The 25,586-nt window shown below is 70.1% G+C and carries 28 protein-coding genes; 10 read left to right on the top strand and 18 right to left on the bottom strand.

Features of this window, described 5'->3' with window-relative positions:
• From IM725_RS13885 to IM725_RS13845, 9 genes are all read right to left on the bottom strand, one after another.
• Positions 1 to 125, bottom strand: a 125-nt coding sequence (locus IM725_RS13885; protein WP_227753662.1) for a GTP-binding protein, incomplete at its 3' end; no start/stop codon positions are given.
• Positions 126 to 341: 216 nt separating this feature from the next.
• Positions 342 to 2,444: an elongation factor G gene (fusA, locus tag IM725_RS13880; protein ID WP_193781216.1), complete on the bottom strand. Its 2,103-nt coding sequence runs from the start codon at positions 2,442 to 2,444 to the stop codon at positions 342 to 344.
• A 70-nt stretch (positions 2,445 to 2,514) separates the two neighbouring features.
• Entirely contained in the window at positions 2,515 to 2,988 is a 474-nt protein-coding gene (gene rpsG, locus IM725_RS13875; protein WP_193781215.1) for a 30S ribosomal protein S7, read from the bottom strand.
• A 143-nt stretch (positions 2,989 to 3,131) separates the two neighbouring features.
• Positions 3,132 to 3,509 (bottom strand): 30S ribosomal protein S12, encoded by a 378-nt coding sequence (gene rpsL, locus IM725_RS13870; RefSeq protein WP_145895503.1) that lies wholly within the window; start codon positions 3,507 to 3,509, stop codon positions 3,132 to 3,134.
• Between the two features lie 193 nt (positions 3,510 to 3,702).
• Positions 3,703 to 4,860: a D-alanyl-D-alanine carboxypeptidase family protein gene (locus IM725_RS13865; RefSeq protein WP_193781214.1), complete on the bottom strand. Its 1,158-nt coding sequence runs from the start codon at positions 4,858 to 4,860 to the stop codon at positions 3,703 to 3,705.
• A gap of 14 nt (positions 4,861 to 4,874) precedes the next feature.
• On the bottom strand, positions 4,875 to 5,501 hold the full coding sequence (locus tag IM725_RS13860; RefSeq protein ID WP_193781213.1) for an alpha/beta hydrolase: 627 nt from the start codon (positions 5,499 to 5,501) through the stop codon (positions 4,875 to 4,877).
• 7 nt (positions 5,502 to 5,508) lie between these two features.
• Positions 5,509 to 5,856 (bottom strand): (2Fe-2S) ferredoxin domain-containing protein, encoded by a 348-nt coding sequence (locus tag IM725_RS13855; RefSeq protein ID WP_193781212.1) that lies wholly within the window; start codon positions 5,854 to 5,856, stop codon positions 5,509 to 5,511.
• The gene (locus IM725_RS13850) at positions 5,853 to 6,974 is read right to left on the bottom strand and encodes a VanZ family protein (protein WP_227753810.1); all 1,122 of its coding nucleotides are present in this window, start codon (positions 6,972 to 6,974) and stop codon (positions 5,853 to 5,855) included. The genes IM725_RS13855 and IM725_RS13850 overlap by 4 nt, the downstream gene beginning before the upstream one ends.
• Positions 6,975 to 6,987: 13 nt before the next feature.
• A complete protein-coding gene (locus IM725_RS13845; RefSeq protein WP_193781208.1) occupies positions 6,988 to 7,416 on the bottom strand; it encodes a CopD family protein in 429 nt (142 codons plus the stop codon).
• A 270-nt stretch (positions 7,417 to 7,686) separates the two neighbouring features.
• Here IM725_RS13845 and hemB point away from each other — a divergent pair, with 270 nt between their 5' ends.
• On the top strand, positions 7,687 to 8,688 hold the full coding sequence (hemB, locus tag IM725_RS13840) for a porphobilinogen synthase (protein WP_193781207.1): 1,002 nt from the start codon (positions 7,687 to 7,689) through the stop codon (positions 8,686 to 8,688).
• Between the two features lies 1 nt (position 8,689).
• A complete protein-coding gene (locus tag IM725_RS13835; protein ID WP_193781205.1) occupies positions 8,690 to 9,790 on the top strand; it encodes a magnesium transporter CorA family protein in 1,101 nt (366 codons plus the stop codon).
• Between the two features lie 4 nt (positions 9,791 to 9,794).
• On the opposite strand, the gene IM725_RS13830 is transcribed toward IM725_RS13835, so the two are convergent.
• Together IM725_RS13830 and IM725_RS13825 are read right to left on the bottom strand one after the other, a co-directional pair.
• Positions 9,795 to 10,448 carry a glutathione S-transferase family protein gene (locus IM725_RS13830; protein WP_193781204.1) on the bottom strand — a complete coding sequence of 218 codons (654 nt, stop codon included), beginning with the start codon at positions 10,446 to 10,448 and terminating at the stop codon, positions 9,795 to 9,797.
• A 45-nt stretch (positions 10,449 to 10,493) separates the two neighbouring features.
• On the bottom strand, positions 10,494 to 11,177 hold the full coding sequence (locus IM725_RS13825; protein WP_193781203.1) for a dienelactone hydrolase family protein: 684 nt from the start codon (positions 11,175 to 11,177) through the stop codon (positions 10,494 to 10,496).
• A 125-nt stretch (positions 11,178 to 11,302) separates the two neighbouring features.
• On the opposite strand from IM725_RS13825, the gene IM725_RS13820 reads away from it, so the two are divergent.
• Together IM725_RS13820 and IM725_RS13815 are read left to right on the top strand one after the other, a co-directional pair.
• Entirely contained in the window at positions 11,303 to 12,049 is a 747-nt protein-coding gene (locus tag IM725_RS13820; protein WP_193781201.1) for an SDR family oxidoreductase, read from the top strand.
• 4 nt (positions 12,050 to 12,053) lie between these two features.
• Entirely contained in the window at positions 12,054 to 12,689 is a 636-nt protein-coding gene (locus IM725_RS13815; protein ID WP_193781199.1) for a MarC family protein, read from the top strand.
• On the opposite strand, the gene IM725_RS13810 is transcribed toward IM725_RS13815, so the two are convergent.
• From IM725_RS13810 to IM725_RS13790, 5 genes are read right to left on the bottom strand one after another with little or no spacing between them, the layout of a single operon-like run.
• Positions 12,661 to 13,254 (bottom strand): Crp/Fnr family transcriptional regulator, encoded by a 594-nt coding sequence (locus IM725_RS13810; protein ID WP_193781198.1) that lies wholly within the window; start codon positions 13,252 to 13,254, stop codon positions 12,661 to 12,663. The genes IM725_RS13815 and IM725_RS13810 overlap by 29 nt on opposite strands.
• 3 nt (positions 13,255 to 13,257) lie before the next feature.
• The gene (locus IM725_RS13805) at positions 13,258 to 13,881 is read right to left on the bottom strand and encodes an ABC-type transport auxiliary lipoprotein family protein (protein ID WP_193781196.1); all 624 of its coding nucleotides are present in this window, start codon (positions 13,879 to 13,881) and stop codon (positions 13,258 to 13,260) included.
• Positions 13,881 to 14,816 carry an MlaD family protein gene (locus tag IM725_RS13800; RefSeq protein WP_193781194.1) on the bottom strand — a complete coding sequence of 312 codons (936 nt, stop codon included), beginning with the start codon at positions 14,814 to 14,816 and terminating at the stop codon, positions 13,881 to 13,883. The genes IM725_RS13805 and IM725_RS13800 overlap by 1 nt, the downstream gene beginning before the upstream one ends.
• Positions 14,817 to 14,830: 14 nt before the next feature.
• Positions 14,831 to 15,649 (bottom strand): ABC transporter ATP-binding protein, encoded by an 819-nt coding sequence (locus IM725_RS13795; RefSeq protein ID WP_193781193.1) that lies wholly within the window; start codon positions 15,647 to 15,649, stop codon positions 14,831 to 14,833.
• A gap of 2 nt (positions 15,650 to 15,651) precedes the next feature.
• Positions 15,652 to 16,764 (bottom strand): MlaE family ABC transporter permease, encoded by a 1,113-nt coding sequence (locus tag IM725_RS13790; RefSeq protein WP_193781191.1) that lies wholly within the window; start codon positions 16,762 to 16,764, stop codon positions 15,652 to 15,654.
• Positions 16,765 to 16,853: 89 nt separating this feature from the next.
• On the opposite strand from IM725_RS13790, the gene IM725_RS13785 reads away from it, so the two are divergent.
• Together IM725_RS13785 and IM725_RS13780 are read left to right on the top strand one after the other, a co-directional pair.
• Complete coding sequence (locus IM725_RS13785) at positions 16,854 to 17,627, top strand: enoyl-CoA hydratase-related protein (RefSeq protein ID WP_193781190.1); 774 nt, start codon at positions 16,854 to 16,856, stop codon at positions 17,625 to 17,627.
• A 1-nt stretch (position 17,628) separates the two neighbouring features.
• Positions 17,629 to 19,416: an acyclic terpene utilization AtuA family protein gene (locus tag IM725_RS13780; RefSeq protein ID WP_193781189.1), complete on the top strand. Its 1,788-nt coding sequence runs from the start codon at positions 17,629 to 17,631 to the stop codon at positions 19,414 to 19,416.
• 33 nt (positions 19,417 to 19,449) lie between these two features.
• On the opposite strand, the gene IM725_RS13775 is transcribed toward IM725_RS13780, so the two are convergent.
• A complete protein-coding gene (locus tag IM725_RS13775; protein WP_193781187.1) occupies positions 19,450 to 20,376 on the bottom strand; it encodes a LysR family transcriptional regulator in 927 nt (308 codons plus the stop codon).
• Between the two features lie 104 nt (positions 20,377 to 20,480).
• Between IM725_RS13775 and IM725_RS13770 the strand changes: the two genes are divergently transcribed.
• From IM725_RS13770 to IM725_RS13755, 4 genes are all read left to right on the top strand, one after another.
• Positions 20,481 to 22,022 carry a CoA-acylating methylmalonate-semialdehyde dehydrogenase gene (locus IM725_RS13770; protein WP_193781185.1) on the top strand — a complete coding sequence of 514 codons (1,542 nt, stop codon included), beginning with the start codon at positions 20,481 to 20,483 and terminating at the stop codon, positions 22,020 to 22,022.
• A gap of 12 nt (positions 22,023 to 22,034) precedes the next feature.
• A complete protein-coding gene (locus IM725_RS13765; RefSeq protein WP_193781183.1) occupies positions 22,035 to 23,708 on the top strand; it encodes a GMC family oxidoreductase in 1,674 nt (557 codons plus the stop codon).
• Positions 23,709 to 23,953: 245 nt separating this feature from the next.
• Positions 23,954 to 24,715 carry a sulfite exporter TauE/SafE family protein gene (locus IM725_RS13760; protein WP_407692526.1) on the top strand — a complete coding sequence of 254 codons (762 nt, stop codon included), beginning with the start codon at positions 23,954 to 23,956 and terminating at the stop codon, positions 24,713 to 24,715.
• Positions 24,716 to 24,738: 23 nt separating this feature from the next.
• On the top strand, positions 24,739 to 25,275 hold the full coding sequence (locus IM725_RS13755) for a DUF2946 family protein (RefSeq protein ID WP_193781182.1): 537 nt from the start codon (positions 24,739 to 24,741) through the stop codon (positions 25,273 to 25,275).
• Positions 25,276 to 25,366: 91 nt separating this feature from the next.
• On the opposite strand, the gene IM725_RS13750 is transcribed toward IM725_RS13755, so the two are convergent.
• On the bottom strand, positions 25,367 to 25,586 hold a 220-nt coding region (locus IM725_RS13750; protein WP_193781180.1), incomplete at its 5' end, for a c-type cytochrome.

Below are 25,586 nucleotides of genomic sequence, written 5' to 3'. Positions count from 1 at the left end.
CCACCGAACTTGGACGCCAGGATCGTGGTGATGGCCGCCGTCAGCGTCGTCTTGCCATGGTCCACGTGGCCGATCGTGCCCACGTTCACGTGCGGCTTGGTCCGCTCAAACTTGCCTTTTGCCATTTCAAATCTCCAAAGATAAAGAGCAATGCCCGTGACTGTTTAACGTCTCCGGCAGAGGCCTCGCCACGGGCAGCGGGCCAACCCAATACTGGGCGCCAAAGACAGATCAATCTCCGCAAACTCCCCGGCCCCAGTTCAGGGTCACCGCGGAACCGGCTTTGCCGGGCCGCTGGTGACGCCCCCTTGGGGGAGGCGGCCAAAGGCCGCTTCGGGGGGTTACTTGGTTCTCGAAGCGACGATGGTCTCGGCCACGTTGCGCGGCGCTTCAGCGTAGTGCTTGAACTCCATCGTGTACGTGGCGCGGCCTTGCGACATCGAGCGCAGCGTGGTGGAGTAGCCGAACATCTCGGACAGCGGGACTTCGGCCTTGATGACCTTGCCGCCGCCGACCATGTCGTCCATGCCCTGCACCATGCCACGGCGGGACGACAGGTCGCCCATCACGTTGCCGGCGTAGTCTTCCGGGGTCTCCACTTCGACCGACATCATCGGCTCAAGGATGACCGGGCCGGCCTTCTTGGCGCCTTCCTTGAAGCCGAAGATGGCAGCCATCTTGAAGGCCAGTTCGTTCGAGTCCACGTCGTGGTACGAGCCGAAGTGCAGCGTGACCTTGACGTCCACGACCGGGTAGCCGGCCAGCACGCCCTGGGTCACCGCCTCGGTGATGCCCTTTTCCACCGCCGGGATGAACTCGCGCGGCACCACGCCGCCCTTGATCGCGTCGACGAACTCGATGCCCTTGCCCGGCTCGTTCGGCTCGAGCTTGAGCACCACGTGGCCGTACTGGCCCTTGCCGCCGGACTGGCGCACGAACTTGCCTTCCGCCTCTTCCACCGTCTTGCGGATGGTTTCGCGGTACGCGACCTGCGGCTTGCCGACGTTGGCTTCCACGCCGAACTCACGCTTCATGCGGTCGACGATGATTTCCAGGTGCAGCTCGCCCATGCCGGCGATGATGGTCTGGCCGGATTCCTCGTCGGTGCGCACGCGGAACGACGGGTCTTCCTGCGCCAGGCGGTTCAGGGCAATGCCCATCTTTTCCTGGTCGGCCTTGGTCTTGGGCTCCACGGCCTGGGCGATCACGGGCTCGGGGAACACCATGCGCTCCAGCGTCACGACGGACGACGGGTCGCACAGGGTCTCACCGGTGGTGACTTCCTTCAGGCCCACGCAGGCGGCGATGTCGCCGGCGCGGATCTCGTCCACTTCCATGCGGTTGTTGGCGTGCATCTGCACGATACGGCCGATGCGCTCCTTCTTGCCGCGGATCGGGTTGAAGACGCTGTCGCCCTTGGTCAGCACGCCCGAGTAGACGCGCACGAAGGTGAGCTGGCCGACGAACGGGTCCGTCATCAGCTTGAACGCCAGGGCCGAGAACTTCTCGTTGTCGTCGGCCTTGCGGCTGGTTTCCTTCTCCTGCTCGTCCACGCCGGTGACCGGGGGGATGTCGATGGGCGAAGGCATGAGTTCGATCACGGCGTCCAGCATGCGCTGAACACCCTTGTTCTTGAACGCGGTGCCGCACAGCATCGGCTGGATCTCGCCGGCGATGGTGCGGGTGCGCAGGCCCTGCGTGATCTCGTCCTCGGTCAGGGTGCCTTCCTCGAGGTACTTGTTCATCAGCTCTTCGCTGGCTTCGGCCGCGGCCTCCACCATCTTCTCGCGCCATTCCTTGGCGGGACCTTCCAGCTCGGCCGGGATGTCCTCGAAGGTGAACTTCATGCCCTGGGACGCTTCGTCCCAGATGATGGCCTTCATCTTGCGCAGGTCGACCACGCCCTTGAAGTTGTCCTCGGCGCCGATCGGGATCACGATGGGCACGGGGTTGGCCTTCAGGCGGGTCTTCATCTGGTCATAGACCTTGTAGAAGTTCGCACCGGTGCGGTCCATCTTGTTGACGAACGCGAGGCGGGGCACCTTGTACTTGTTGGCCTGGCGCCAGACGGTTTCCGACTGGGGCTGCACGCCGCCCACGGCGCAGTACACCATGCAGGCGCCGTCCAGCACGCGCATGGAACGCTCCACCTCGATGGTGAAGTCCACGTGGCCGGGGGTGTCGATGATGTTGATGCGGTGCTCGGGGAAGGACAGGTCCATGCCCTTCCAGAAGCAGGTGGTGGCCGCGGAGGTGATCGTGATGCCACGCTCCTGCTCCTGCTCCATCCAGTCCATGGTGGCGGCGCCGTCGTGCACCTCGCCGATCTTGTGGTTCACACCCGTGTAGAACAGGATGCGCTCGGTCGTCGTCGTCTTGCCGGCGTCGATGTGAGCGGAAATACCGATGTTGCGGTAGCGCTCGATGGGCGTTTTGCGGGCCATGATGCTCTTTCGTTAAAGCGGAACGGCCCGCTCGTGGCGGGCCCGCTCCTGGAGATGAGGACGGTGTTTCTTAGAAGCGGAAGTGGCTGAAGGCCTTGTTGGCCTCGGCCATGCGGTGAACTTCGTCACGCTTCTTCATGGCACCGCCACGGCCTTCCGTGGCTTCCATGAGTTCGTTCGCCAGGCGCATCGCCATGGACTTCTCGCCGCGCTTCTTGGCGGCTTCCTTCAGCCAGCGCATCGACAGCGCCAGACGGCGCACCGGGCGCACTTCCACCGGGACCTGGTAGTTCGCACCACCGACACGGCGGGACTTCACTTCGACCATCGGCTTCACGTTGTTGATGGCGATGGTGAAGGCTTCCAGCGGGTCCTTGCCCGGGTTCTTCTTCTCGATCTGCTCGAGCGCACCGTAGACGATGCGCTCGGCAACCGCCTTCTTGCCGCCTTGCATGATCACGTTCATGAACTTGGCGAGCTCGACATTGCCGTACTTGGGATCCGGCAGGATTTCACGCTTGGGGACTTCGCGACGACGCGGCATTTCTATTTCCTTCCAATTTGCTTCAGCTGGCCCTCTTAGGGACCCAGGGCGCCATCCGGCGACCCGCTTACTCGACCCGACAGTGGGTCACTACGCTTCTCTCGCCTGCCGAGCGATTGAAGCACCGACAAACGACAAACTTCTTAGGCCTTCTTCGGGCGCTTCGCGCCGTACTTCGAGCGGGACTGCTTGCGGTCCTTGACGCCCTGCAGGTCGAGCGAGCCACGCACGATGTGGTAGCGCACGCCAGGCAGGTCCTTCACACGGCCGCCGCGCACGAGCACCACGGAGTGTTCCTGCAGGTTGTGGCCTTCACCGCCGATGTAGGAGATGACTTCGAAGCCGTTGGTCAGGCGGACCTTGGCGACCTTCCGCAGCGCGGAGTTCGGCTTCTTGGGCGTCGTGGTGTACACACGGGTGCACACACCGCGGCGCTGGGGGCTGTTCTGCATCGCCGGGCTCTTGGATTTGGTCTTTTCGACCTCCCGCCCGTGACGCACGAGTTGATTGATGGTTGGCATTGATGTCCCTAAAGCGTGATCGAGCTCGTGATGCTCGCGTGAAAAAGCTCCCCCGCCCCAAATTGCGGGAAAGCCCTCAAGTATAGCCCGCCGGGTCGTGGCTGTCACGCCATGCGGCGCGGGGGCGCCACAGGGGACCCTGCTTCGCTCCCGCGCAGGCTCATCAATACAAGCGCCGTGGCGAAGCGTGCGCTTACTTTATCCACAGGCGAACCGCGTCCCAGGCCCGCCGCAGCAGGCCGGCCTGCTCCACCGTGTCCAGGGCCACCAGGGGCACGTCCAGCAGGGGCTGGTCCGCCGCGCTGACCTTGAGCACCCCCACCGCCTGGCCCTTGGCCAGGGGAGCGATGAGCGGGTCCGGCCGCGCCACCTGGGACCGCAGGCGGCCGGCGGTGCCGGCGGGCACGGCGACGACCACAGGCTGCAGGCTGCCCAGGCGCGCCGTGCGCTCGGCGCCCTTCCAGACGGGCGGCGTCACCACGGCCTGGTTGGCATCGAAGAGCTTCACGCCTTCCCAGGCGGTGTAGCCCCAGTTCAGCAGCTTCTGCGCCTCGCTCGCCCGCGCGGTCTCGCTGGCCGCCCCCAGCACCACGGCCAGCAGCCGGCGCCCGCCCATGTTGGGGAAGTCGCGGCGCGCGGTGGCCACCACGCAGAAGCCTGCGGCGTCCGAGTGCGCCGTCTTCAGGCCATCCACCGTGGGGTCGCGGAAGAGCAGCGTGTTGCGGTTGGTGTCGTTGGCGGTGGGCGTGCCCTGGTAGCGGTACTTGCGGATCGCGTAGTACGGCGTGTACTGCGGAAAGTCCTGCAGCAGCCGCGTGGCCACGGTGGCCAGGTCGCGCGCGGTGGTCAGGTGGCCGGGTTCGGGCAGGCCCAGCGGGTTCTTGAAGGTGCTCGCGCGCAGGCCCATGGCCCGGCCCTGCGCGTTCATCAGCTCGACGAAATGCTCGACCGTGCCGCCCACGGCCTCGGCCAGCGCCAGCGTCGCGTCGTTGCCCGACTGCACCACCATGCCCTTGACCAGGTCCTCCACGGGGACCTGGGCCCCGGCGTCGATGAACATGCGGGTGCCCGGCGCCTGGGCCGCGCGGGCGCTCACCGCCAGGCGCTGCTGCAGGGTCAGCTTGCCGCTGCGCAGCGCGTCGAACACCAGGTAGGCCGACATCAGCTTGGTCAGCGCGGCGGGGTCCACCGGCGCGTCCGCGTCGCGGCCGGCCAGCACCTGGTTGGCACTGACGTCCACCAGCAGGAAGTTGCGGGCCGCGATCTCGGGCGGCTGCGGCACCTGGGCCGAAGCGACGAGGCTGCACAGCGCAAGGACAGGCGCAGCCAGCGCCTGGAGGAAAGTTCTCATCGGGGACGGGAAGGTCAGGAACGGAGGTGCCGCAGCACCAGGCTCTTCAGGAGCGGCAATTGTCCGTGAAAGAAATGCTCCACGCCGGGAATCACGGTTACCGGCAGCGACTGCGGCCGCGCCCAGTCCAGCACGGCCGCGAGCGGCACCGTGTCGTCCTGCTCGCCATGGATGACCAGGGTGCGGTCGTGGACCTGCGGCGGCAGCACGGGCACCTGGAAGCGCGAGGCCGCGGTGCCGACCAGCACCAGCCGGTCCGCCGGCCGCGCCTCCCACAGCCGCACGGCTGCCGACGCCGCGACGAAGCTGCCGAAGGAAAAGCCCGCGAGGGCGATGGGGCCGTCCGGGGCGAGCTGGCGCAGGACCTCCAGCGCATCGTCCGTCTCCCCCGCCCCGCCGTCGTGCGTGCCCGCGGAGGCCCCGACGCCGCGGAAGTTGAAGCGCAGGGCCCGCCAGCCGGCCTGCACGAAGGCGCGGGCCAGGGTCTGCACCACCTTGTTGTCCATGGTGCCGCCGAACAGCGGATGGGGATGGCAGATCAGCGTCGTGCCCACCGGCCCGCCCTCGCCCGGGGCGTCCTGCAGCACCTCGATGGCGCCGGCCGCCCCCTCGATGCGCAGCCGCTGCGTGTGCAGGTTCATGGGCCGGTCAGCGCCCCAGGTGGGGCGGTGTGAGCAGGCGCTCGACCACCTTGCCGTCCTTCAGGTGCGACTCGACGATCTCGTCGATGTCCTGCGGGTCCACATAGGTGTACCAGACGGCCTCGGGGTAGACCACGGCCACGGGACCGGCCGCGCAGCGGTCCAGGCAGCCGGCCTTGTTGACGCGGACCTTCCCCGGGCCGGCCAGGCCCAGTTCCTTGACGCGCGCCTTGCAGCGGTCAAAGCCGGCCTGCGCGTTGTGGTCCGCGCAGCAGTTCTCGCCGTTGCTGCGCTGGTTGAGGCAGAAGAAGATGTGCCGCTCGTAATACGACTTGGCGGGCTGGGTGTCGCTCATGCCCGGATTCTAGGCGCCGCCTCCGGCCGCGAGACCCGCACCAGCAGGTACGCCAGGGCGATGAATGGCCAGGCCCAGCCCAGCCATTGCGCCAGGCCGTAGAAGGAAATGAAGCGCCCCTGCTCCCAGGCCCGCAGCGTGTGCGTGAAGTACGCGCTGGCCGGCGCCTGGTTCAACAGGGACAGGTGGAGCACCAGGGCCGGCAGGGCCACGGCGGCCGCAGCCCGCGCCGGCAGCAGCGCACCGGCGCAGGATAGCACCACGCCCAGGCCCAGCCCCAGCTGCACCGGCAGGCTGAGCCAGGCCCAGGCATGCGCCGGCCCCCAGCTCAACGCCGCCGAAAGCGCCGTGACGGCCACGCCGCAGGCGATGGTGACCAGCGCCGCGACAAGCCGGCGCGTGCGCACGCGCAGCACGGATCCCAGGATCAGGCAGGGCACCAGCACGCCCAGGGCCACGCACAGCAGCTCCACGGCCGGCACCATGGGCTGCAGTTCCACGTCGCGCACCGGCAGCCACTCGAGGAAGGGCGTGTCGGCCAGCCAGTCGGCCAGCGCGCCCTCGATGCGCTCGTAGACCTGGCCCAGGCCGAAGGCGACCGGCTCGGGGAAGAGCAGCGCAAAGGGCCACAGGGCCAGCAGCACCAGCGCGCCGCGGGCATCCTCGACGAACCAGCGCACGCGAAAGCGGCTCCAGCGGGCGATCGCGCCCGCCCGTTCGAGGGCGCCGGCCAGCAGGGCCCCCAGCGTGGCGCCCAGTGTGTTGAGGGCGAAGTCGACGTTGGAAGGCACGCGCTCGGGCAGGTAGCTTTGCAGGGCCTCCATGAGCAGCGACAGCAGGGCAGAGGCCGCCGCCGCGACCAGGATCGCGTGCCCTGGCCGTGCGGCATCGGCGCGGCTGCGGCGCAGGAAGCTCAGCGCGAGCAGGAACCCGAGCGGGGCGTAGCCGGCCAGGTTGGCCGCGACGTCGAAGCCCGTCCACCAGTGCGGCAGCGGCGCGGTGAGGTAGGCCCAGGGTGCGACACCCTGGTCGCGCCAGCCGCTGAAGGGGTAGAGGCTGGCATAGACCACCAGCGCCACCCAGGCCTGGGACAGGGGCCATGCCGCGGTCTTGCGCATGCGCTGGCGTGCCTCAGAAAGGCTTGACCACCACCAGGATGACGATGGCCAGCAGCAGCAGCACCGGGATTTCGTTGAACCAGCGGTACCAGACGTGGCTGCGCCCGGGCGCACCGGCCTCGAAGCGGCGCATCATGCGTGCGCACACGTGGTGATAGGCCAGCACCAGCAGCACGCCGGCGAGCTTGGCGTGCATCCAGCCGTTGCCGGGTCCGCGGCCGATGCCGTAACCCAGCCACAGCCACAGGCCGAAGCCGACCGCGGGCACCGCCAGCAGGTTGGTGAAGCGCAGCAGCTTGCGCCCCATGAGCAGCAGCCGGGCGCGCTCGGCCTGCGACTGCGGCTCCACCATCGCCAGGTTGACGAAGATGCGCGGCAGGTAGAACAGGCCGGCGAACCAGCTGGCCACGAAGACGATGTGCAGTGACTTGACCCAGAGCATGGGGCCGAGTGTAGGGCGCGGGGCGGCCAGCGCATCCTGACGTGCAGGCACCAAAAAAAACCCCGGACATCGGTCCGGGGTTGGAAGCCTTGTTGCTGTCACACATTAAGGCACCCGCTCAGGGAGGAAAAGCGGGGAGCGGCAAACCGCCCATCCGTAATTTAACAGGCACCCCCTGCGCTTTCAAGGCGCGAACCTTAAGCACAATGCTTATGGATGGACGTACACCCCCCGGGCGCGCCGGGGGTCCTTGAAGCACAATTTGACCCCATGGCCCTGCACGCACCCTACCCCCACGGACGCCCGCGCCGACTGCGCCGGGACGACTTCACGCGCAACCTCGTTCGCGAGCATGTGCTCACGCCGCACGACCTGATCTACCCGGTCTTCGTGCTCGACGGCAAGAACCGGCGCGAGCCCGTGGCCTCGATGCCGGGCGTGGAGCGTGTCAGCGTCGACCTGCTGCTGGGCGTGGCCGAGCAGTGCGTGGCGCTGGGCATTCCGGTGATGGCCCTGTTCCCCGTGATCGACGTGTCGCTCAAGACCCCCGATGGCCAGGAAGCCTGGAACGAGGGTGGCCTGGTGCCGCGCGCGGTGCGCGAACTCAAGGCCCGCTTTCCCGAGCTGGGCGTGATGACCGACGTCGCCCTGGACCCCTTCACCAGCCACGGCCAGGACGGCCTGCTGGATGAAACTGGTTACATCCTGAACGATGAAACCGTCGAGGTGCTGGTGCGCCAGGCCCTTACGCAGGCCGCCGCCGGCGTGGACATCGTCGCCCCCAGCGACATGATGGACGGGCGCATCGGCGCGATCCGCCAGGCCCTGGAAGCGCGCGGCCACATCCACACCCGCATCATGGCCTACAGCGCCAAGTACGCGAGCGCCTTCTACGGCCCCTTCCGGGACGCCGTCGGCTCGGCCGGCAACCTCGGCAAGAGCAACAAGAAGGTATACCAGATGGACCCGGGCAACACCGACGAAGCCCTGCGCGAGGTGGCCATGGACATCGCCGAAGGCGCCGACATGGTCATGGTCAAGCCCGGCATGCCCTACCTGGACATCGTGCGCCGCGTGAAGGACGAGTTCCGCATGCCGACCTTCGTCTACCAGGTCAGCGGCGAGTACGCGATGCTCAAGGCCGCGGCGCAGAACGGCTGGCTGGACCACGACCTCGTGATGATGGAAAGCCTGCTCGCCTTCAAGCGCGCGGGCGCCAACGGCATCCTCACCTACTTCGCCATCGACGCGGCCAAGGCCCTGCGCCGCTGACATGCAGATCGCCCTGTTCGGCGCCGGCACCCTGCGCTTCGCGGAACAGGTGCCCGAGTCGGTGCCCGCGGACGGGTTCGTGTGGATCTACCTGGAGCGCGAGTCGCTGGCCGAGCTCGCGCCCCTCCTGCAGCGGGCGGCGCAGCACCTGGGCGGCTCGCCGGTGCTGGACCTGCACCTGCAGGACCTCGCCAACGCGCAGCACCCCTCCCGCTACGACTACACCTCGGTCTACGACCTGGTCATCTTCCGGCGCCTCGCGACCGAGCAGGAGACGCGGGCCGAGACCACGCAGGGCCATCCCCTGCCGGGCGGGCCGCTGGCCGCGTTCCAGCGCATCCGCTCGCGCGCGGTCGGCTTCGTGGTGTTCGACCGCCTTCTGATCTCTGTGCACCCGGCGGGCTGCCAGGCGGCCCAGACCTTCGTGCAGCGCTTCCTGTCCGACGCGCTGCAGTCCGAGGGCCTGGGCGCCGGCGCGCGCACCCGGCTGCCCGCCAGCCCCTCGGACCTCATGCTGCGCATGCTCAACATGATGGTCGACAGCTACCTGGAGCTGCGCAAGGACCTCTCCACCGAGCTGGACGCCTGGCAGCTGGACCTGCTGGCACCCGGCAACCGCACGGCCGACTGGCGCGCCTTCATGTCGGCGCGGACCGCCCTGCACACCCTGGAAGACCTGTGCGAAGGCCAGCACGACGCGATGCAGGAGTGGCTGGACGCGCAGCGCGAGCAGCCGCCCAACGGCGTGCCCCAGGCCGAGCGGGACGGCCTGCTGGCCCGGAGTCGCGACGTGGTGGAGCACATCCAGCGCGTGACGCAGCACGTGCGGCGCATGGAACAGGGCGCCGAGACCGCGGTGCAGATCCACTTCTCGGCCGTTGGCCACCGGGCCAACGAGATCATGCGCGTGCTCACCGCGCTGACCGCGGTGTTCCTGCCGCTGAACTTCATCACCGGCTTCTTCGGCATGAACTTCGAGTTCCTGCCGCTGATCCACTCGGCCCTGGCGATGTGGGTGATGCTGGGCCTGATGGCCCTGGTGTCCATCAGCCTGGTCGCCGTGTTCTGGCGCAAGCGCTACCTGGCGCGCACCGGCCGCTGAACGCTCAGACGAAGGGCGGCTGCAGCCCTTCGGTGGCGATCACCTGGCGCACGGCGGCCCGGTCCAGCATGCGTTGCAGGTAGGGGCCCAGGTTCTCGCGCTCGCGCGCCGGCGGTACGTTCTGGAAATTGCGCGTCCAGCGGCAGAGCGTGAAGGCGAAGGCATCGAGCGCCGTGTAGCTCGCGCCCATGAACCAGGGGCCACCGTGGCGCCCGAGTTCGAAATCCATCTGCGCCAGCAGTCCGTCGATGCGGTGCTCGGCGTGGCGCTTGACCTCCGCGGCGCCGCGCGTGTTGCCGGCGTCCACCCAGCGCTCGGGGTAGAAGTAGACGATCAGGCTGGCCTGCAGCGTGTTCGTCAGCCACATCAGCCACTTGTAGAACTCGGCCCGCGCGGGCGAGCCCAGCGCCGGCGCGAGCCGCGCCTCGGGGTGGGTGTCGCACAGGTGCAGCAGGATGGCGGCGGTCTCGTAGAGCACCAGGTCGCCCTCGCGCAGCACGGGAATGAGCCCGTTCGGGTTCAGCTGCAGGTAGTCCGGCCGCTTGTGCGCGTCCGCGTCGCGGTCCACGTGCACGAGCTCGAAATCGCAGCCGATTTCCTCGAGCAGGATGTGCGGCGCCATGGCCGCGGTGCTGGGGTAGTGGTGGAGCTGGATCATGGGGGTGGTGGAAAGCCGACCCCCATTGTTCCAGCCCGCGGGCGATCAGCCCAGGTGCTTGCGGAAGAAATCCAGCGTGCGCTCGCGGGCGGTCGTGGCCGCGCCGGCGTTGTAGGAGCCGCGCTGGTCGCAGTTGAAGCCGTGGTTGGCGGCGTACACGTGCACCTCGACGGCCGGTTGCGCGCCTTCGAAGGCCTTCACGGTGTCCAGGGGGATCCAGTGGTCCTGGTCACCGAAGTGCGCCATCACCGGCACGCGCGGCTTGCGCGCCGCTTCCTCGGGGCCGGTCATGCCGCCGCCGTAGTAGGGCACGGCGGCCGACAGCCCCTCGATCTGCTCGGCGGCGCGCCAGGTCAGCAGGCCACCCCAGCAGTAACCGACGATGCCGACCTTGCCGGCCTTCTTCGCGTAGTCGACGGCAGCCTGCAGGTCCTGCATGACGCCGGGGGCGGGCAGCTCTTCCACCGCGGTCTTCAGGCCGAAGCCGGCCTTCATGTCGTCTTCCGTGTAGCCCAGCTCGACGCCCGGCTTGACGCGCTGGAAGGTCGCCGGCGCCACCGCCAGGTAGCCCTGCGCGGCGTAGCCATCGGCCACCGAGCGGATGTGCGAGTTCACGCCGAAGATCTCCTGCACCACCACCACGGCGCCCTTGGGCGTTCCGGCGGGTTCGGCCACGTAGGCGGGGATGGTGGCGCCGTCCTTGGCTTTGAGTTCGATGAACTGGCCCATGCGATGTACTCCTTGGATGGTTGTCGGGATGAGAGCCCGAGAGCGTAGCTTGCTGCGCCCCGGGGCGAGCGGTCAAGCCGCGTTGTTTGATCTAATGGGGGGCAATTCGCAGGCCGGAGGACGACGTGGGACAGGTTCTGTTAGTGACGGGCGGCAGCCGGGGCATAGGCGCCGCCGTGGCGCTGCTGGCGGCGCGGCGCGGCTGGGACGTGGCGGTCAACTACGCGGCCGACCAGGCCAGTGCCGAGCGCGTGGCCGCGCAAGCGCGCGAACTGGGCGTGCGCGCCATGGCGGTGCGCGCCCGGGTCGAGCACGAGGATGAGGTGCTGGCCATGTACCGCGCCGTGGACGCGCAGCTCGGCCCGGTGGCGGGCCTGGTCAACAACGCGGGCGTGGTCGACCGTGCCGCCCGCGTCGACGAGATGAGCGTCGCCCGGCTGCGCCGCATGTTCGAGATCAACGTGATCGGCTCCTTCGTCTGTGCCCGCGAGGCGGTACTGCGCATGAGCACGCGCCATGGCGGCGCGGGGGGCGCGATCGTCAACCTCTCCAGCGCGGCGGCCCGGCTGGGCGCACCCGGCCAGTACGTGGACTACGCGGCCAGCAAGGGCGCCATCGACACCTTCACCCAGGGCCTGGCCAAGGAGGTTGCGGCCGAGGGGATACGCGTCAACGCCATACGCCCCGGGCTGATAGACACCGACATCCACGCCTCGGGCGGCATCCCGGACCGGGTGAAGCAGTTGCAGCACCAGGTGCCCATGGGGCGCGGCGGCTCGGCCGAGGAGGTCGCCGAGGCCGTGGTCTGGTTGCTGGGCCCGGAGTCCAGCTACGTGACGGGGACGCTGGTGGACGTCACCGGCGGGCGCTGAGGCGGTGGTCGAGTTCAAGCCGCTCGTCACGCTGCTGGCGGTGGTGAATCCACTGGCCATCGTCCCGTTCTTCATCCACTTCACCCAGGGCTTCGACGCGGCGCAGCGGCGCCGCACGGTGGTGATCTCTTCCTTCACCGCCTTCCTGGTCATCGCGGCCAGCGCCCTGCTCGGCCTGGACGTGCTCGAATTCTTCGGCATTTCGCTCGCGAGCTTCCAGGTCGGCGGCGGCCTGCTGCTGCTCACCAGCGCGCTCAACATGCTCAACGCCCAGCCGGCCGAGGCCAAGCCGCAGACGCGTGACCTGGAGGAAGGCGCGCAGAAGGCCGCCATGGGCGACAGCATCGCCGTGGTGCCGCTCACCATCCCGCTGCTCACCGGTCCCGCGACCATGTCCACCGTGGTGATCTACGCCGAGCGGGCCCACACGGCGCTGCAGCTCGCCGTGCTGGTGGGCTACGGCGTGGTGATCGGCTGCGCGAGCGCCCTGTGCCTGTCGCTGGCCCAGCCGATCGCGCGCGTGCTGGGCCGCACCGGCATCAACGTGATGACGCGGCTGATGGGGCTGATCCTCGCGGCGCTGGCGGTGGAAGTGATGGCCGTGGGCCTGCTCAAGCTGTTCCCGGGCCTGGGCCACTAGGGCCGGACGCGGCTGCATCCGGCGGCGGCTGAAGGGCCTTCACCAGCTTGCTGCTGGTGTTGCGAAGGCGCTGGGCGAGCAGCTGCGTCAGCTTGACCAGCAGCTTGGCGCCCACCGCCGGGTGCTCGGCGATCAGCCGGCCCACCGCGTCCCGGCCCAGCACCGCCGCCTCCACCTGCGACAGGGCCCAGCAGCTCGCATAGCGCGGCTCGCCGTCGAGCATGGACATCTCGCCGACCACGGCGCCCTCGCGGATCACGGCCAGGCGCGTGCTGGCGCGGTCGAAGTCGGCATCGAAGGGCGTGCCCGCCTGGCGCTTGCCGATGTCCACCGTGCCCTGCAGCAGCACCATCATCCAGTCGCTGGCCTCCCCCTCGGCGATCAGCTGCTGGCCGGGCTCGGCGCGTATGCGCAGCATGGCCGCGCCGAGCAGGTCGGCTTCGGGGGGCGTGAAGTCGCGCAGCAGGGGCGAGACCTGCATCAGCGACTCGCGGGCCGAGAGCCGCTCGCAGGCCCCCACGATGACCAGGCCGCGCGCCTCGAGTTGCTGCCGCAGTTTCTGCATGGCTCAGGGCTGCTGCGCCAGCCACTGGCGCAGGTCTTCGGCGGCCTGGTCGGTGGCCGCGGCCAGCGCCCGCACGCCGCCGGACGCATCGGCACTGGGAGCGGGCTGGCGCACGACGAAGCTGCGCTGGGCGAGCAGGCGCTCGCCAGCGGCCGTGTTGTCCAGCAGGGTCGCGCGCAGGCGCATCAGCCCCACGCTGGCGGACGGGCTGTCGAAGACCTGGCTGAACTCCTCCAGGTCCAGGCGCAGCACGCGCGGCGCGCTGCCGCGCACCCGGGCCACGGCCGCGCCCTCGGACGGGTCCAGCACCGGCCGGTCGCGGCCCAGGACCTCGCGCAGCCGGTGGCGCACCAGTTGGCCCGGCGGCGCGCTCCAGCGCGCCAGGGCGTAGGGGTGCAGCTGGTGGTCGTCCGCATAGCCGAGCCGGTACAGCAGCGCGGCTCCTTCGAGCGAGCCGGGCACGTCGATGTCGGCCAGCAACACCGGGGCGGCCTGGCCCACCGCGGCCTGGGGCGCCGCCGCGCCGGGGCCGAAGTCGTACAGCGAGGGACGCACCGGCTTGTCGGGCGTGGCGCAGCCGGCGACGAGGACGAGGGCCAGGGCGGCCAGGACGGCATGCGGTTTCATCATCGGGCTCCCTGCGGCGCCGCGAAGCCGGGCTCGCCCGGCCCCGGCTCGATCTTCCCGTTGCCGAAAATCAGCGATTGCGGGTTGTCGCCCACCGCCGTGGCGGTGCGGCCGAGCTGGCGCACGGCGCGGGTCGCCTCCTCGGTGACGCGGTTGATGCGCGGCAGGGTGGAGGTGCTGAAGGCGTCGGTGGCATGGGACAGCGAGGCCGTGCCTTCAGCCAGCCGGTCCACCGGTCCGTCCTTCTGGTTCAGGCGCTGGGCCGTGGCGCCGATGGCGTCGGAAGTCTTCTGCGCCGAACGCAGGGTGTCCGTCGCCTGGGCCAGGGCCGGGTCCAGGCGGTGGGCCACGGTGTTGTCGAGGCGCTGCGCCAGGTGGCTGGCATCCGCCGCGGCCTGGCCCAGGCTGTCCAGCGTGCTCGAAAAGCGCTTCTGGTTGGCGTCGCCCAGCATCGTGTTGAGCTTGGCGGTGATCTGGTCGACCTGGTCCAGGATGGCCTCGCCCCGCGTCGCCAGCTTGTTCAGCAGGCCGGGCTCCAGCGGAATGCGCGGCGGCTGACCGTCCTGCGCGACCAGGCGGGGCGCGGGCTTGCCGTGGTCGTCCAGCTGCACGAAGGACAGCCCGGTCACGCCCTGGAAGCCCAGGGTGGCGAAGGTGTCGCGCGTGATGGGCGCGTCATGGTCGACCTCGAGCCGGATGAGCACGTTGCCCAGGGCCTGGGTATCGAAGCCGATCGCGGCCACCTTGCCCACGTCCACGCCGCGGAAGCGCACCGGCGCCTGGGCCTGCAGGCCGGTCAGCGTCTCGCGGGTGGAAATCTCGTAGGTGTCGCGCTGCCCGGTGTCGCGGCTCAGCCAGGAGGCCAGGCCCACCAGCAGTGCCGCGACCACCGCCACGAAGATGCCGGCCGCCAGGGCATGCGCTTTGTTTTCCATAGGGCCTGTCCTTTCTACACGGCGAAGGGGTACTCGCGCAACAGCTCCATCGCCCGCTGGCCGCGCTCACCGAGGAAGAAATCGTGGATGAAGGGATGCTGGAAGGCGATCACCTCGCGCGGCGTCGCCGCCACGATCACCCGCCGGTCGGCCAGCACGGCGATGCGGGTCGACAGCTCGAACAGCGTGTCCAGGTCGTGCGTGACCATCACCACCGTCAGGGCCATGTCGCGGTGCAGCGTGCGCAGCAGGGTCACGAAGCCGTCCGAGCTTTCCGGGTCCAGGCCGGCCGTGGGCTCGTCCAGCAGCAGCAGCGGCGGGTCCAGCACCAGGGCGCGCGCCAGTGCCGCGCGCTTGATCATGCCGCCCGAAAGGTCGGCCGGCATCTTGTCGCCGTCCTCCGGCTCGAGGCCGACCATCTGCAGCTTGACCATGGCCGCCTCGCGCACCAGCGCGGGCGGCAGCCCCTTGAGCTCACGCAAGGGGAAGGCGATGTTCTCCAGCACGCTGAAGGCGGAGAACAGCGCGCCATGCTGGAACAGCATGCCGATGCAGCTGGCCGCGCCGGCCCGGCCCAGCTCGGCCACGGGCCGGCCCAGCACCTCGATCTCGCCCCGGGCCGGCGACTCCAGGCCCAGGATCTGCCGCAGCAGCACGGTCTTGCCGGTGCCCGAGCCGCCGACGATGGACAGCACTTCGCCCTGGGCCACCTCCAGCGCCAGGTCCTGGTGGACCACGGTCTTGCGCTCGGCGCCCTCGAACACGCTCCACAGCCCGTGGATGCGGACCATGGGCTGGCCGTGCGCTGCGTTGGGGCGGACGACCGGCTCCATGGTCAGAAGCCCACGTTCTTGAACAGCACGGCGAACAGGGCGTCCACCAGGATGACCACCGTGATCGAGCTCACCACCGAGGCCGTGGTGCCCTCGCCCAGGCTCTGAGTGTTGGGCTGCACGCGCAGGCCGAAGTGGCAGCCCACCAGCGCGATGAGCACGCCGAACACCACCGACTTGGCGCACGCCAGCCCCAGGTTGCCGATGGCCACGGCCTGCGGCAGCTGCGTGACGAAGAAGCGCGGCGTGATGTCCAGCGACAGGTCGGCCGCGAGCATGCCGCCGGCCAGCGAGGCCAGCGTGGTCCAGGTGCTGATCAGCGGCATCGCAATGGCCAGCGCCATCGCCCGCGGCATCACCAGCCGGAAGCTGTGGGAGATGCCCATGACGCGCATGGCATCCAGCTCCTCGGTCACGCGCATGACCCCGATCTGCGCGGTGATGGCCGAGCCCGAGCGGCCGGCGATGAGGATGGCGGCCAGCATGGGGCCCAGTTCGCGGATCAGCGCGATGCCCAGGATGTTGACGATGTAGGCGTCGGCGCCGAACTGGCGCAGCTGCTGCGCGGTCAGGTAGGCCAGCACCACGCCGATGAGGAAGCCGACCAGGGCGGTGATGGGCATCGCCATGGCACCGATGCGGTAGATGTGGCCGGTGAAATCGCGCCAGGGCCCCATGTGCGGCGCGCGCACCAGGCGCAGCAGGTTGAAGGCGAGCTGGCCCACCAGCCGCAGGAAGGCGAGCAGGTGGTCCAGCCCGCGCAGGACCGCGCCGCCCAGCGAGAGATACAGCGCGCGGAGCGTGGCACGGCGCCGCGGGGCCGGGGCGACGGTGAAGCGCGCCACGCGCTCGAGGATGGCGCGCTGCGCAGGCATCAGCGCCAGCTGCTCGGGCCAGCGCTGGCCCCAGCGGTCCCACAGCCACTGGGCGGCCACGTGGTCGAACTGCTCGGCGTCCCGCAGGTCCCAGGCCACGCCGTCGGCGGGCCAGTCGGCCTCCAGCTGGGCCAGGCGCCGCTGCGCCGCCAGCTGGGGCGCCGTCCAGTCGCCCAGCAGGCGGACTGCCGCCGTGCCGGCGTCGGCCGACCGCTCCAGGCGGGGGATGGCGTTGGGCATGGACCAAATGCTAACTGCTGAGCCTTGCGTGACCCTGTAGGAGCAGGCCCCGGCGTTATAAAGCTGCCACACACGACGAGGAGACGGCCTTGAGCGACACCCCCGAGCTTGGCATCGAACGGCGCGGCGACGTGCTGTGGCTGGTCATCCAGCGCGAGACGCGGCGAAACGCCATGAGCCACGCCGTGCTGGCCGGCATGGCGCAGGCCATCGCAGGCGCCCAGGACGACCGCAGCCTGCGCGCCATCGTCGTCACGGGCGCCGGGGACAAGGCCTTCTGCGCCGGCGCCGACCTGCAGTCCGCCCAGGCCTTCACCACCGACTACGCCGAGCCGATCGGCCACCTGGCCCGCCTGCTGCGCGTCGCGCGGGCCAGCCACGTGCCCCTGGTGGCCCGGGTCAACGGGGCCTGCATGGCCGGCGGCATGGGGCTGCTGTCCATGTGCGACCTGGCGGTGGCCGCGTCCCACGCCAGCTTCGGCCTGCCCGAGGTCAAGGTGGGGGTGTTCCCGGCCCAGGTGCTCAGCGTGCTGCAGCACCTCATCCCCAGGCGCAAGCTGGCCGAGCTCTGCCTCACCGGCGCCACGCTGGACGCGGCGCAGGCGCTGGACTTCGGCCTGGTGAATGCGGTCGGCGACGACGTGGATGCGGTGCTGCAGGCCCTGCTCGACCACCTCCTCGACAAGTCGCCGGCAGCCCTGCGCCGCGGCCTCTACACCATGAAGGCCATCGAGGCCCTGCCCTTCGAGTCCTCGATCGCCTTCACGGAGAGCCAGATCGCGCTCTTCGCGCTGACCGAGGACGCCCAGGAAGGCCAGGCCGCCTTCCGCGAGAAGCGCGCGCCGCGCTGGACGGGGCGCTGAGATGCGGCGCAGCGTGCGCATCGGCGGCGCCTCCGGCTTCTGGGGCGACAGCAGCGTGGGCGCGCCGCAGCTGGTGCAGCACGGCGAGGTTGATTTCCTGGTGTTCGACTACCTGGCCGAGCTGACCATGTCCATCCTGGCCGCGGCCCGCGCCAAGGACGCTGCGCTGGGTTACGCCACTGACTTCGTCACCGTGACCATGAAGGCCATCCTGCCCGAGGTGGTACAGAGGGGCATACGCGTGATCAGCAATGCCGGCGGCGTGAACCCGCAGGCCTGCGCCCAGGCCCTGCGCGCGCTGGCGCAGCAGCAGGGGCTGGACCTGCGGGTCGCCGTGGTGGAGGGCGACGACGCCCTGCCCCTGCTGCCTGGCCTGCGCGCGGCGGGCGCCGTGCGCGAGATGCAGTCGGGCGCGCCCCTGCCCGAGAGGGTGCTGACGGCCAACGCCTACCTGGGCGCCCTGCCCATCCGGGCGGCGCTGGACGCCGGCGCCCAGGTGGTGATCACCGGCCGCTGCGTGGACAGCGCGGTGACGCTGGGCGCCCTCATGCACGCCTTCGGCTGGGCCGACGACGACTGGGACCGGCTGGCCCAGGGCAGCCTGGCGGGCCACATCATCGAGTGCGGCTGCCAGGCGACGGGCGGCCTGCACACCGACTGGGAGGCCGTGCCCGACTGGGCCGGCATCGGCTACCCGGTGGTCGACTGCGAGGCCGACGGCCGGTTCACGCTCAGCAAGCCGCCGGCCACCGGCGGGCTGGTGAACTGCGCCGTGGTGGCCGAGCAGGTCCTCTACGAGATCCACGACCCGCGGCGCTACCTGCTGCCGGACGTGACCTGCGACTTCAGCCAGGTGCAGCTGGTGCAGGACGGCGCCGACCGCGTGCGCGTGAGCGGCGCGCGCGGCATGCCGCCGGGGCCGGCGTACAAGGTGTCGGCCACCTACCTGGACGGCTTCCGCTGCAATGCCCAGCTGACCCTCATCGGCATGGACGCGGCCCGCAAGGCGCAACGCACCGGCGAGGCCATTCTGGCGCGCACGCAGGCGCTGTTCGCCGCCCAAGGCTGGCCGGGCTACACCCGGGCCTTCGTCGAAGTCCTGGGATCGGAGCGCACGTACTACGGTCCGAACGCACGGGGCGCAGCCACGCGCGAGGCGGTGCTGCGCGTGGCGGTGACGCACCCGCTCAAGGCGGCGCTGGAGCTTTTCGCACGCGAAGTCGCGCCGGCCGGTACCTCCTGGTCGCCGGGCACTACCGGGGCCGATGGCCGGCCCCGGGTGTCGCCCTCGATCCGGCAGTTCGCCTTCCTGCTCGACAAGTCGGCGCTCGCGCCCTTGGTGCTGCTGGATGGGGAGCGGCACCCGGTGACGATTCCGACCGGGCAGGCCGAGGTGCCGGCGCCCGCGCCGCAGCCGCAAGGAGCGCTGGCCGAGGCACCGGACGACGCGGTCGAAGTGCCGCTGGTGCGCCTGGCCTGGGGCCGCAGCGGCGACAAGGGCGACACCTCCAACATCGGCATCGTGGCGCGGCGGCCGGACTGGCTGCCCCTGCTGCGGGCCCAGCTGACGCCCGAGCGGGTCAGGGCCTGGCTGTCGCACCTGGTGCGCGGCGAGGTGCTCCGCCACGAGCTGCCCGGCCTGCACGCCTTCAACTTCGTGTGCGGCGAGGCGCTGGACGGCGGCGGCATGGCCTCGCTGCGCAACGACGCGCTCGGCAAGGGCATGGCCCAGGTCCTGCTGGAGATGCCGGTGCGCGTGCCGCGCGATTGGGATCTCGGCAGGTCCTGAGCCCGCGCGCGCGGGGACGCGCACCCCGCGCCTTCAGCGCAAGCCGGCCGCGAAGCGCTGCCGCAGGTGGTCCACGAAGCACTGCACCGCGCGCGGCACCTGGGCCGACCAGGGCCGGATCGCGTAGAGGTGTTCGCCGAAGAAGCCCAGCGGCCGCCAGCCGGCAAGCACCGGCACCAGCCGCCGCGGGCCCAGGTGGGCGACCGCGCTGAAGTCCGGCAGCAGGCCGATGCCCATGCCGCCCAGCACCGCTTCGCGCAGCACCTCGCTGTTGTTGGCGCGCAGCGGGCCGCTCACCGGCACCTGCACGCGTTCGGGCTTGTTGCGGCCGCCCTCGCGCTCGAAGGTCCAGGTGCCGCCGCCGTCGCGCAGGTACTGCAGGCAGGCGTGCTGGGCCAGCTCGGACGGGTGGCGCGGCTCGCCGCGCTCGCGCAGGTAGGCCGGGCTGGCGACCAGCAGCGAGCGGGTGGCGCACAGCGTCCAGGCCACGTGGGTCTCGGGCGGCGCCTCGGCATGGCGGATGGCGAGGTCGAAGCCCTCCTGGGCCAGGTTGACGAGGCGGTCCGACAACTCCAGCTCCAGCCGCACCTCGGGGAACTGGGCGCAGAAGGCCGGCAGCATGGGGGCGATGTGCTGGCGGCCCAGCGCCACCGGCACCGAGACGCGCACCAGGCCGCGCGGCGCGCCCGCCAGGTCGCGGATGCCGGCCACGCTCTGGCTGATGCGCTCGAAGGCCGCCGCGGTCTCGTCCACCAGCTGCTGGCCGGCGGCTGTGAGGCCGACCGAGCGCGTGGTCCGGCGCACCAGGGGCACGCCGGTGGCCCGCTCCAGCTCGGCGATGCGTGCGCTGGCCGACGCCTTGGAGATGCCCAGCCGGCGCGCCGCCTGGGTGTAGCTGCGGGTCTGCGCCAGCACGGTGAGCAGGTGCAGGTCGGCAAAGGCGGGGCTGTTGTCGCTCATGAGCTCGCATTGTTCATGATTTCGAACAATGTAGTCAGGATCCGGCTATTTCCAAAGGTGGGGCGGCGGCCTAGACTGCCGCAACTCCTCAAGGAACCCAGCCCATGAACGCCCCCGAAAAGTCCCCCGCCACCGCCGCCATCGCCTCCATCGAGCACTGGGTGGGCGGCAAGGTCGTGCCCGGCCAGAGCGGCCGCCGCGCCGACGTGTTCAACCCGGCGACCGGCCAGGTCACGGGCCGCGTCGCGCTGGCCAGCACGGCCGAGGTGGACGCCGCCGTCGCCAACGCGAAGGCCGCCTTCCCGGCCTGGGCCGACACGCCGCCCATCCGCCGCGCCCGCATCATGTTCAAGTTCCTGGAACTGCTGAACCAGAACAAGGACGCGCTGGCCCACGCCATCACGGCCGAGCACGGCAAGGTCTTCACCGATGCGCAGGGCGAAGTCAGCCGCGGCATCGACATCGTCGAGTTCGCTTGCGGCATCCCCCAGCTGCTCAAGGGCGACTTCACCGACCAGGTCTCCACCGGCATGGACAACTGGACGCTGCGCCAACCGCTGGGCGTGGTGGCGGGCGTGACGCCCTTCAACTTCCCGGTGATGGTGCCGATGTGGATGTTCCCGGTCGCCATCGCCGCCGGCAACACCTTCGTGCTCAAGCCCAGCCCGCTGGACCCGACGCCGTCCCTCATGATGGCCGACCTGCTGAAGAAGGCCGGCCTGCCCGACGGCGTGTTCAACGTGGTGCAGGGCGACAAGGACGCCGTCGACGCGATCCTGGACCACCCGGACATCTGCGCTGTCTCGTTCGTCGGCTCGACCCCGATCGCGCAGAAGATCTATGAAACCGGCGCCCGCCACGGCAAGCGCGTGCAGGCCCTGGGCGGCGCCAAGAACCACATGGTGGTGATGCCCGACGCCGACATGGACCAGTCCGTGGACGCGCTGATCGGCGCGGCCTACGGCTCGGCCGGCGAGCGCTGCATGGCGATCTCGGTCGCGGTGCTGGTGGGCGAGGCGGGCGACCGCATCATGGAGAAGCTGGCCGAGCGCACCCGTGCCCTCAAGGTCAAGAACGGCACCGAGCTGGACGCCGAGATGGGTCCCATCGTCAGCAGCGTGGCGCTGCAGCGCATCAGCGGCTACGTGGCGCAGGGCGAGGCCGAGGGCGCCAAGCTGGTCGTCGACGGCCGCGGCTTCAAGGGCGCGCAGGCGGGCCCCGGCTGCGACAACGGCTTCTGGATCGGCGGCACGCTGTTCGACAACGTGACCCCCGACATGAAGATCTACAAGGAAGAGATCTTCGGCCCCGTGCTGTCCTGCGTGCGCGTGAAGGACCTGAAGGAAGCGGTTGACCTGATCAACGCCCACGAATTCGGCAATGGCGTGTCCTGCTTCACCCGCGACGGCAACGTGGCGCGCGAGTTCTCCCGCCGCATCCAGGTCGGCATGGTCGGCATCAACGTGCCGATCCCGGTGCCCATGGCCTGGCACGGCTTCGGCGGCTGGAAGAAGAGCCTGTTCGGTGACATGCACGCCTACGGCGAAGAGGGCGTGCGCTTCTACACCAAGCAGAAGTCCATCATGCAGCGCTGGCCCGAGAGCATTTCCAAGGGCGCCGAGTTCGTCATGCCCACGGCCAAGTAAGCTTCGCAGATCTTGAGCGAAACACACTTCGACTACGTCATCATCGGCGCGGGCACCGCAGGGTGCCTGCTCGCCAACCGCTTGTCCGCCGACCCCTCGGTGCGCGTCCTGCTCATCGAGGCCGGCCGGCGCGACGACTACCACTGGATCCACATCCCGGTGGGCTACCTCTACTGCATCGGCAACCCGCGCACGGACTGGCTCTACCAGACCGAGCCGGACGCCGGACTGAACGGCCGCAAGCTGCGCTACCCGCGCGGCAAGACGCTGGGCGGCTGCTCCAGCATCAACGGCATGATCTACATGCGCGGCCAGGCGCGGGACTACGACCAGTGGGCGCGCCTGACCGGCGACGCGGGCTGGACCTGGGACCGCTGCCTGCCCTACTTCAAGAAGCACGAAGACCACCACAAGGGCGGCGATGCGCTGCACGGTGCCGGCGGCGAGTGGCGCGTCGAGAAGCAGCGCCTGCGCTGGGACGTGCTGGACGCCTTCGCCCAGGCGGCGGTGCAGGCCGGCATCCCGGCCACGGACGACTTCAACCGCGGCAGCAACGAGGGCGTGGGCTACTTCGAGGTCAACCAGAAGGCGGGCTGGCGCTGGAACACGGCCAAGGCCTTCCTGCGCCCGACCTGCTACGGCCGCCCCAACTTCGAGATGTGGACCGGCTCGCAGGTGACGCGCCTGCAGGTGGAGCGGGACGCCGACGGCACCAAGCGCTGCACCGGCGCGCAGGTCTGGACGGGCAAGGAGATGGTCACCGTCACCGCCGCCCGCGAGGTGCTGCTGTCGGCGGGTGCCATCGGTTCGCCGCAGATCCTGCAGCTCTCGGGCATCGGCCCGGCGCCGCTGCTGCGCGAGCACGGCATCGATGTGGTGCACGAGCTGCCCGGCGTGGGCGAGAACCTGCAGGACCACCTGCAGATCCGCGCCGTGTGGAAGGTGCAGGGCGTGACCACGCTCAACACCCTGGCGAACAGCCTGTGGGGCAAGGCGAAGATCGGGCTCGAGTACGCGCTCAAGCGCAGCGGCCCCATGAGCATGGCCCCCTCGCAGCTGGGCGCCTTCACGCGCAGCTCGCCCGACCAGCCCTTCCCCAACCTCGAGTACCACGTGCAGCCGCTCTCGCTGGACGCCTTCGGTGAGCCCCTGCATTCGTTCCCGGCCTTCACCGCGAGCGTGTGCAACCTGAACCCGACCAGCCGCGGCTCGGTGCGCATCCGCAGCGCCCGCTTCGGCGATGCGCCGCTGATCGCGCCGAACTACCTCAGCACCGCCGAGGACCGCAAGGTGGCGGCCGACTCCCTGCGCGTGACGCGGCGGATCGCGGCCCAGCCGGCGCTGGCGAAGTACCAGCCCGAGGAATGGAAGCCGGGCCCGCAGTTCCAGACCGACGAAGAACTGACGCGGCTGGCGGGCGATATCGCGACCACCATCTTCCACCCGGTGGGCACCACCAAGATGGGCACCGACGAGGACCCCATGGCGGTGCTGGACGCGCGGCTGCGCGTGCGCGGCATCGCCGGGCTGCGGGTGGTGGACGCGGGCGCCATGCCCACCATCACCAGTGGCAACACCAACTCGCCGACCCTGATGATGGCGGAGCGCGCCGCGGAGTGGATCCTGGCGGATGCACGCGGGGCGCAGGCCCAGGCCAGGCCGGTCCCGGTGGCGGCGCTGCCCTGAGGGCTGCGGCACGGGTATCCCCGGATGCACGGACGTGGTGCCTGCGGGTACAGTGCGTGCACTCGCATCGGGCGCCCTGGCGCCCGCGAAAGCGGGGGCCGAGGAGACAAGACAAACCGAACAGTACAAGATCATGCAGGGCATCCCCCACGATGGGATGCCGACTCCAAGGGCGCCGCAAGGCGCCTTTTTTCTTGGCTGCACGCTGCCCGCCACTCATCCGTGGGTGGGACAATCCCCGCCCTATGCTGGATCTGCTGCTGGTGTCGCTCGCGTCGATGTTCGCGGGTTTCGTGGACGCGATCGTGGGCGGCGGCGGGCTGATCCTCGTGCCCTCGCTGTTCGCCATCTTTCCGGGCACGCCGCCGGCCACGCTGTTCGGCATCAACAAGAGTGCATCCATCTGGGGCACGGCCTTCGCGGCGCGCCAGTACGGCCGGCGGGTCGACCTGCCCTGGCGGGCCCTGGCGCCCGCGGCCGCGGCGGGCTTTGCCGGCAGCCTGGCGGGCGCCTGGGCCGTCACGGCCGTCGATCCGGGCTTCCTGCGCAAGCTCCTGCCCCTGGTCCTGCTGGGCGTGCTGGCCTACACCCTCGCCAGGAAACACCTGGGACGGGACCATGCGCCGCGTTACAGCGGCCGCGCGGAAATGCTGGCCGCGGCCTGCGTGGGCGTGGTGCTGGGCTTCTACGACGGCTTCTTCGGGCCCGGCACGGGCAGCTTCTTCATCTTCCTCTTCGTGCGCTGGCTGGGCTATGACTTCCTGCACGCGTCCGCTTGCGCCAAGCTGATGAACACGGCCACCAACCTGGCCGCCCTGCTGCTGTTCGCGGCCACGGGCCATGTGTGGTGGCAGTACGCGGCCACGCTGGCGGTGGCGAACGTGGCGGGCAGCCTGCTGGGCACGCGGCTCGCGCTGCGGCACGGCGCCGGCTTCGTGCGCGGCATGTTCATCCTCGTGGTGGGTGCGCTCATCCTGCGGACCGGTTACGACGCGTTCCTGCGCTGAGCGCCGCCGCCCATAATCGGCCCATGGACGACATCGTTCGACAGGCCATCGCCAAGTGGCCGAATGTGCCGCACTGCTACGGCTGGCTGGGCCTGGACGCGCGTGGCCACTGGTTCATGCGTGACGACCGCACCCAGGCCGCCGGTCCCTTCCCGCTCAGCCGCGGCTCGCAGCTGCGGCACGACAAGCTCATCGAGTTCATCCACCGCAACTACGAGCGCGACGCCGCGGGCCAGTGGTTCTTCCAGAACGGGCCGCAGCGGGTGTACGTGGAACTGGAGGCGACCCCCTGGGTGTTCCGCGTCGCCCAGGACGGCGGCATTCAGGCGCACACCGGCACGGCGGCCACTTTGCATTCGCTCTTCACCGACGAGGCCGGGCGGGTCTACCTGGCGACCGAGCTGGGGCTGGGCCTGGTGCACACCCTGGACGTGGGCCACGTGGCCGATGCCATCGAGTCGGGCCGCTGGCCGGCGCCCCAGGAACTGCGTTCGGACGAACTGCCCGCGCGTTTCGGCTATGTCATGAGCCCCGCCGCCCGGCACGCGGCAGGCGGCTGAAGTCGCCCGACGGGCTGCTCGCCTTTTTCCACGGCCTGAAAAGAACGAAGCCGGCACGGGGCCGGCTTCGGGAGGCTTGCAAGAGGCGCGCTTACTTCGCCGCGCTCACCATGTATTCCACGACGGCCTTGATCTCGTCGTCGGAGTAGCTGGAGCCGCCGCGCGGCGGCATGGCGTTCTTGCCGTTGATGGCGTGGCTCACCAGGGTGGGGATGCCCTGGGCGATGCGGGGCGCCCAGGCGGCCTTGTCGCCCAGCTTGGGCGCGCCGGCCACGCCCGCACCGTGGCAGGCGACGCAGGTCTGCTTGAAG

Source organism: Ramlibacter aquaticus (assembly GCF_015159745.1).
In the GTDB taxonomy this organism is placed as follows: domain Bacteria; phylum Pseudomonadota; class Gammaproteobacteria; order Burkholderiales; family Burkholderiaceae_C; genus Ramlibacter; species Ramlibacter aquaticus.
Note: the sequence above shows the minus strand (reverse complement) of the source record. Positions and strands in the feature narration are given on the sequence as shown.

Coding starts and splice junctions, on each gene's coding strand:
- IM725_RS13845 (WP_193781208.1), bottom strand. CDS start 7,416: ATGCTCTGGGTCAAGTCACTGCACATCGTCTTCGTGGCCAGCTGGTTC.
- IM725_RS13795 (WP_193781193.1), bottom strand. CDS start 15,649: ATGGAGCCGGTCGTCCGCCCCAACGCAGCGCACGGCCAGCCCATGGTC.
- IM725_RS13780 (WP_193781189.1), top strand. CDS start 17,629: ATGCGGCGCAGCGTGCGCATCGGCGGCGCCTCCGGCTTCTGGGGCGAC.
- IM725_RS13800 (WP_193781194.1), bottom strand. CDS start 14,816: ATGGAAAACAAAGCGCATGCCCTGGCGGCCGGCATCTTCGTGGCGGTG.
- IM725_RS13855 (WP_193781212.1), bottom strand. CDS start 5,856: ATGAGCGACACCCAGCCCGCCAAGTCGTATTACGAGCGGCACATCTTC.
- IM725_RS13805 (WP_193781196.1), bottom strand. CDS start 13,881: ATGAAACCGCATGCCGTCCTGGCCGCCCTGGCCCTCGTCCTCGTCGCC.
- IM725_RS13850 (WP_227753810.1), bottom strand. CDS start 6,974: ATGCGCAAGACCGCGGCATGGCCCCTGTCCCAGGCCTGGGTGGCGCTG.
- IM725_RS13860 (WP_193781213.1), bottom strand. CDS start 5,501: ATGAACCTGCACACGCAGCGGCTGCGCATCGAGGGGGCGGCCGGCGCC.
- IM725_RS13835 (WP_193781205.1), top strand. CDS start 8,690: ATGCAGATCGCCCTGTTCGGCGCCGGCACCCTGCGCTTCGCGGAACAG.
- IM725_RS13760 (WP_407692526.1), top strand. CDS start 23,954: ATGCTGGATCTGCTGCTGGTGTCGCTCGCGTCGATGTTCGCGGGTTTC.
- IM725_RS13770 (WP_193781185.1), top strand. CDS start 20,481: ATGAACGCCCCCGAAAAGTCCCCCGCCACCGCCGCCATCGCCTCCATC.
- hemB (WP_193781207.1), top strand. CDS start 7,687: ATGGCCCTGCACGCACCCTACCCCCACGGACGCCCGCGCCGACTGCGC.
- IM725_RS13810 (WP_193781198.1), bottom strand. CDS start 13,254: ATGCAGAAACTGCGGCAGCAACTCGAGGCGCGCGGCCTGGTCATCGTG.
- IM725_RS13790 (WP_193781191.1), bottom strand. CDS start 16,764: ATGCCCAACGCCATCCCCCGCCTGGAGCGGTCGGCCGACGCCGGCACG.
- fusA (WP_193781216.1), bottom strand. CDS start 2,444: ATGGCCCGCAAAACGCCCATCGAGCGCTACCGCAACATCGGTATTTCC.
- IM725_RS13775 (WP_193781187.1), bottom strand. CDS start 20,376: ATGAGCGACAACAGCCCCGCCTTTGCCGACCTGCACCTGCTCACCGTG.
- IM725_RS13825 (WP_193781203.1), bottom strand. CDS start 11,177: ATGGGCCAGTTCATCGAACTCAAAGCCAAGGACGGCGCCACCATCCCC.
- IM725_RS13830 (WP_193781204.1), bottom strand. CDS start 10,448: ATGATCCAGCTCCACCACTACCCCAGCACCGCGGCCATGGCGCCGCAC.
- IM725_RS13865 (WP_193781214.1), bottom strand. CDS start 4,860: ATGAGAACTTTCCTCCAGGCGCTGGCTGCGCCTGTCCTTGCGCTGTGC.
- rpsL (WP_145895503.1), bottom strand. CDS start 3,509: ATGCCAACCATCAATCAACTCGTGCGTCACGGGCGGGAGGTCGAAAAG.
- IM725_RS13755 (WP_193781182.1), top strand. CDS start 24,739: ATGGACGACATCGTTCGACAGGCCATCGCCAAGTGGCCGAATGTGCCG.
- rpsG (WP_193781215.1), bottom strand. CDS start 2,988: ATGCCGCGTCGTCGCGAAGTCCCCAAGCGTGAAATCCTGCCGGATCCC.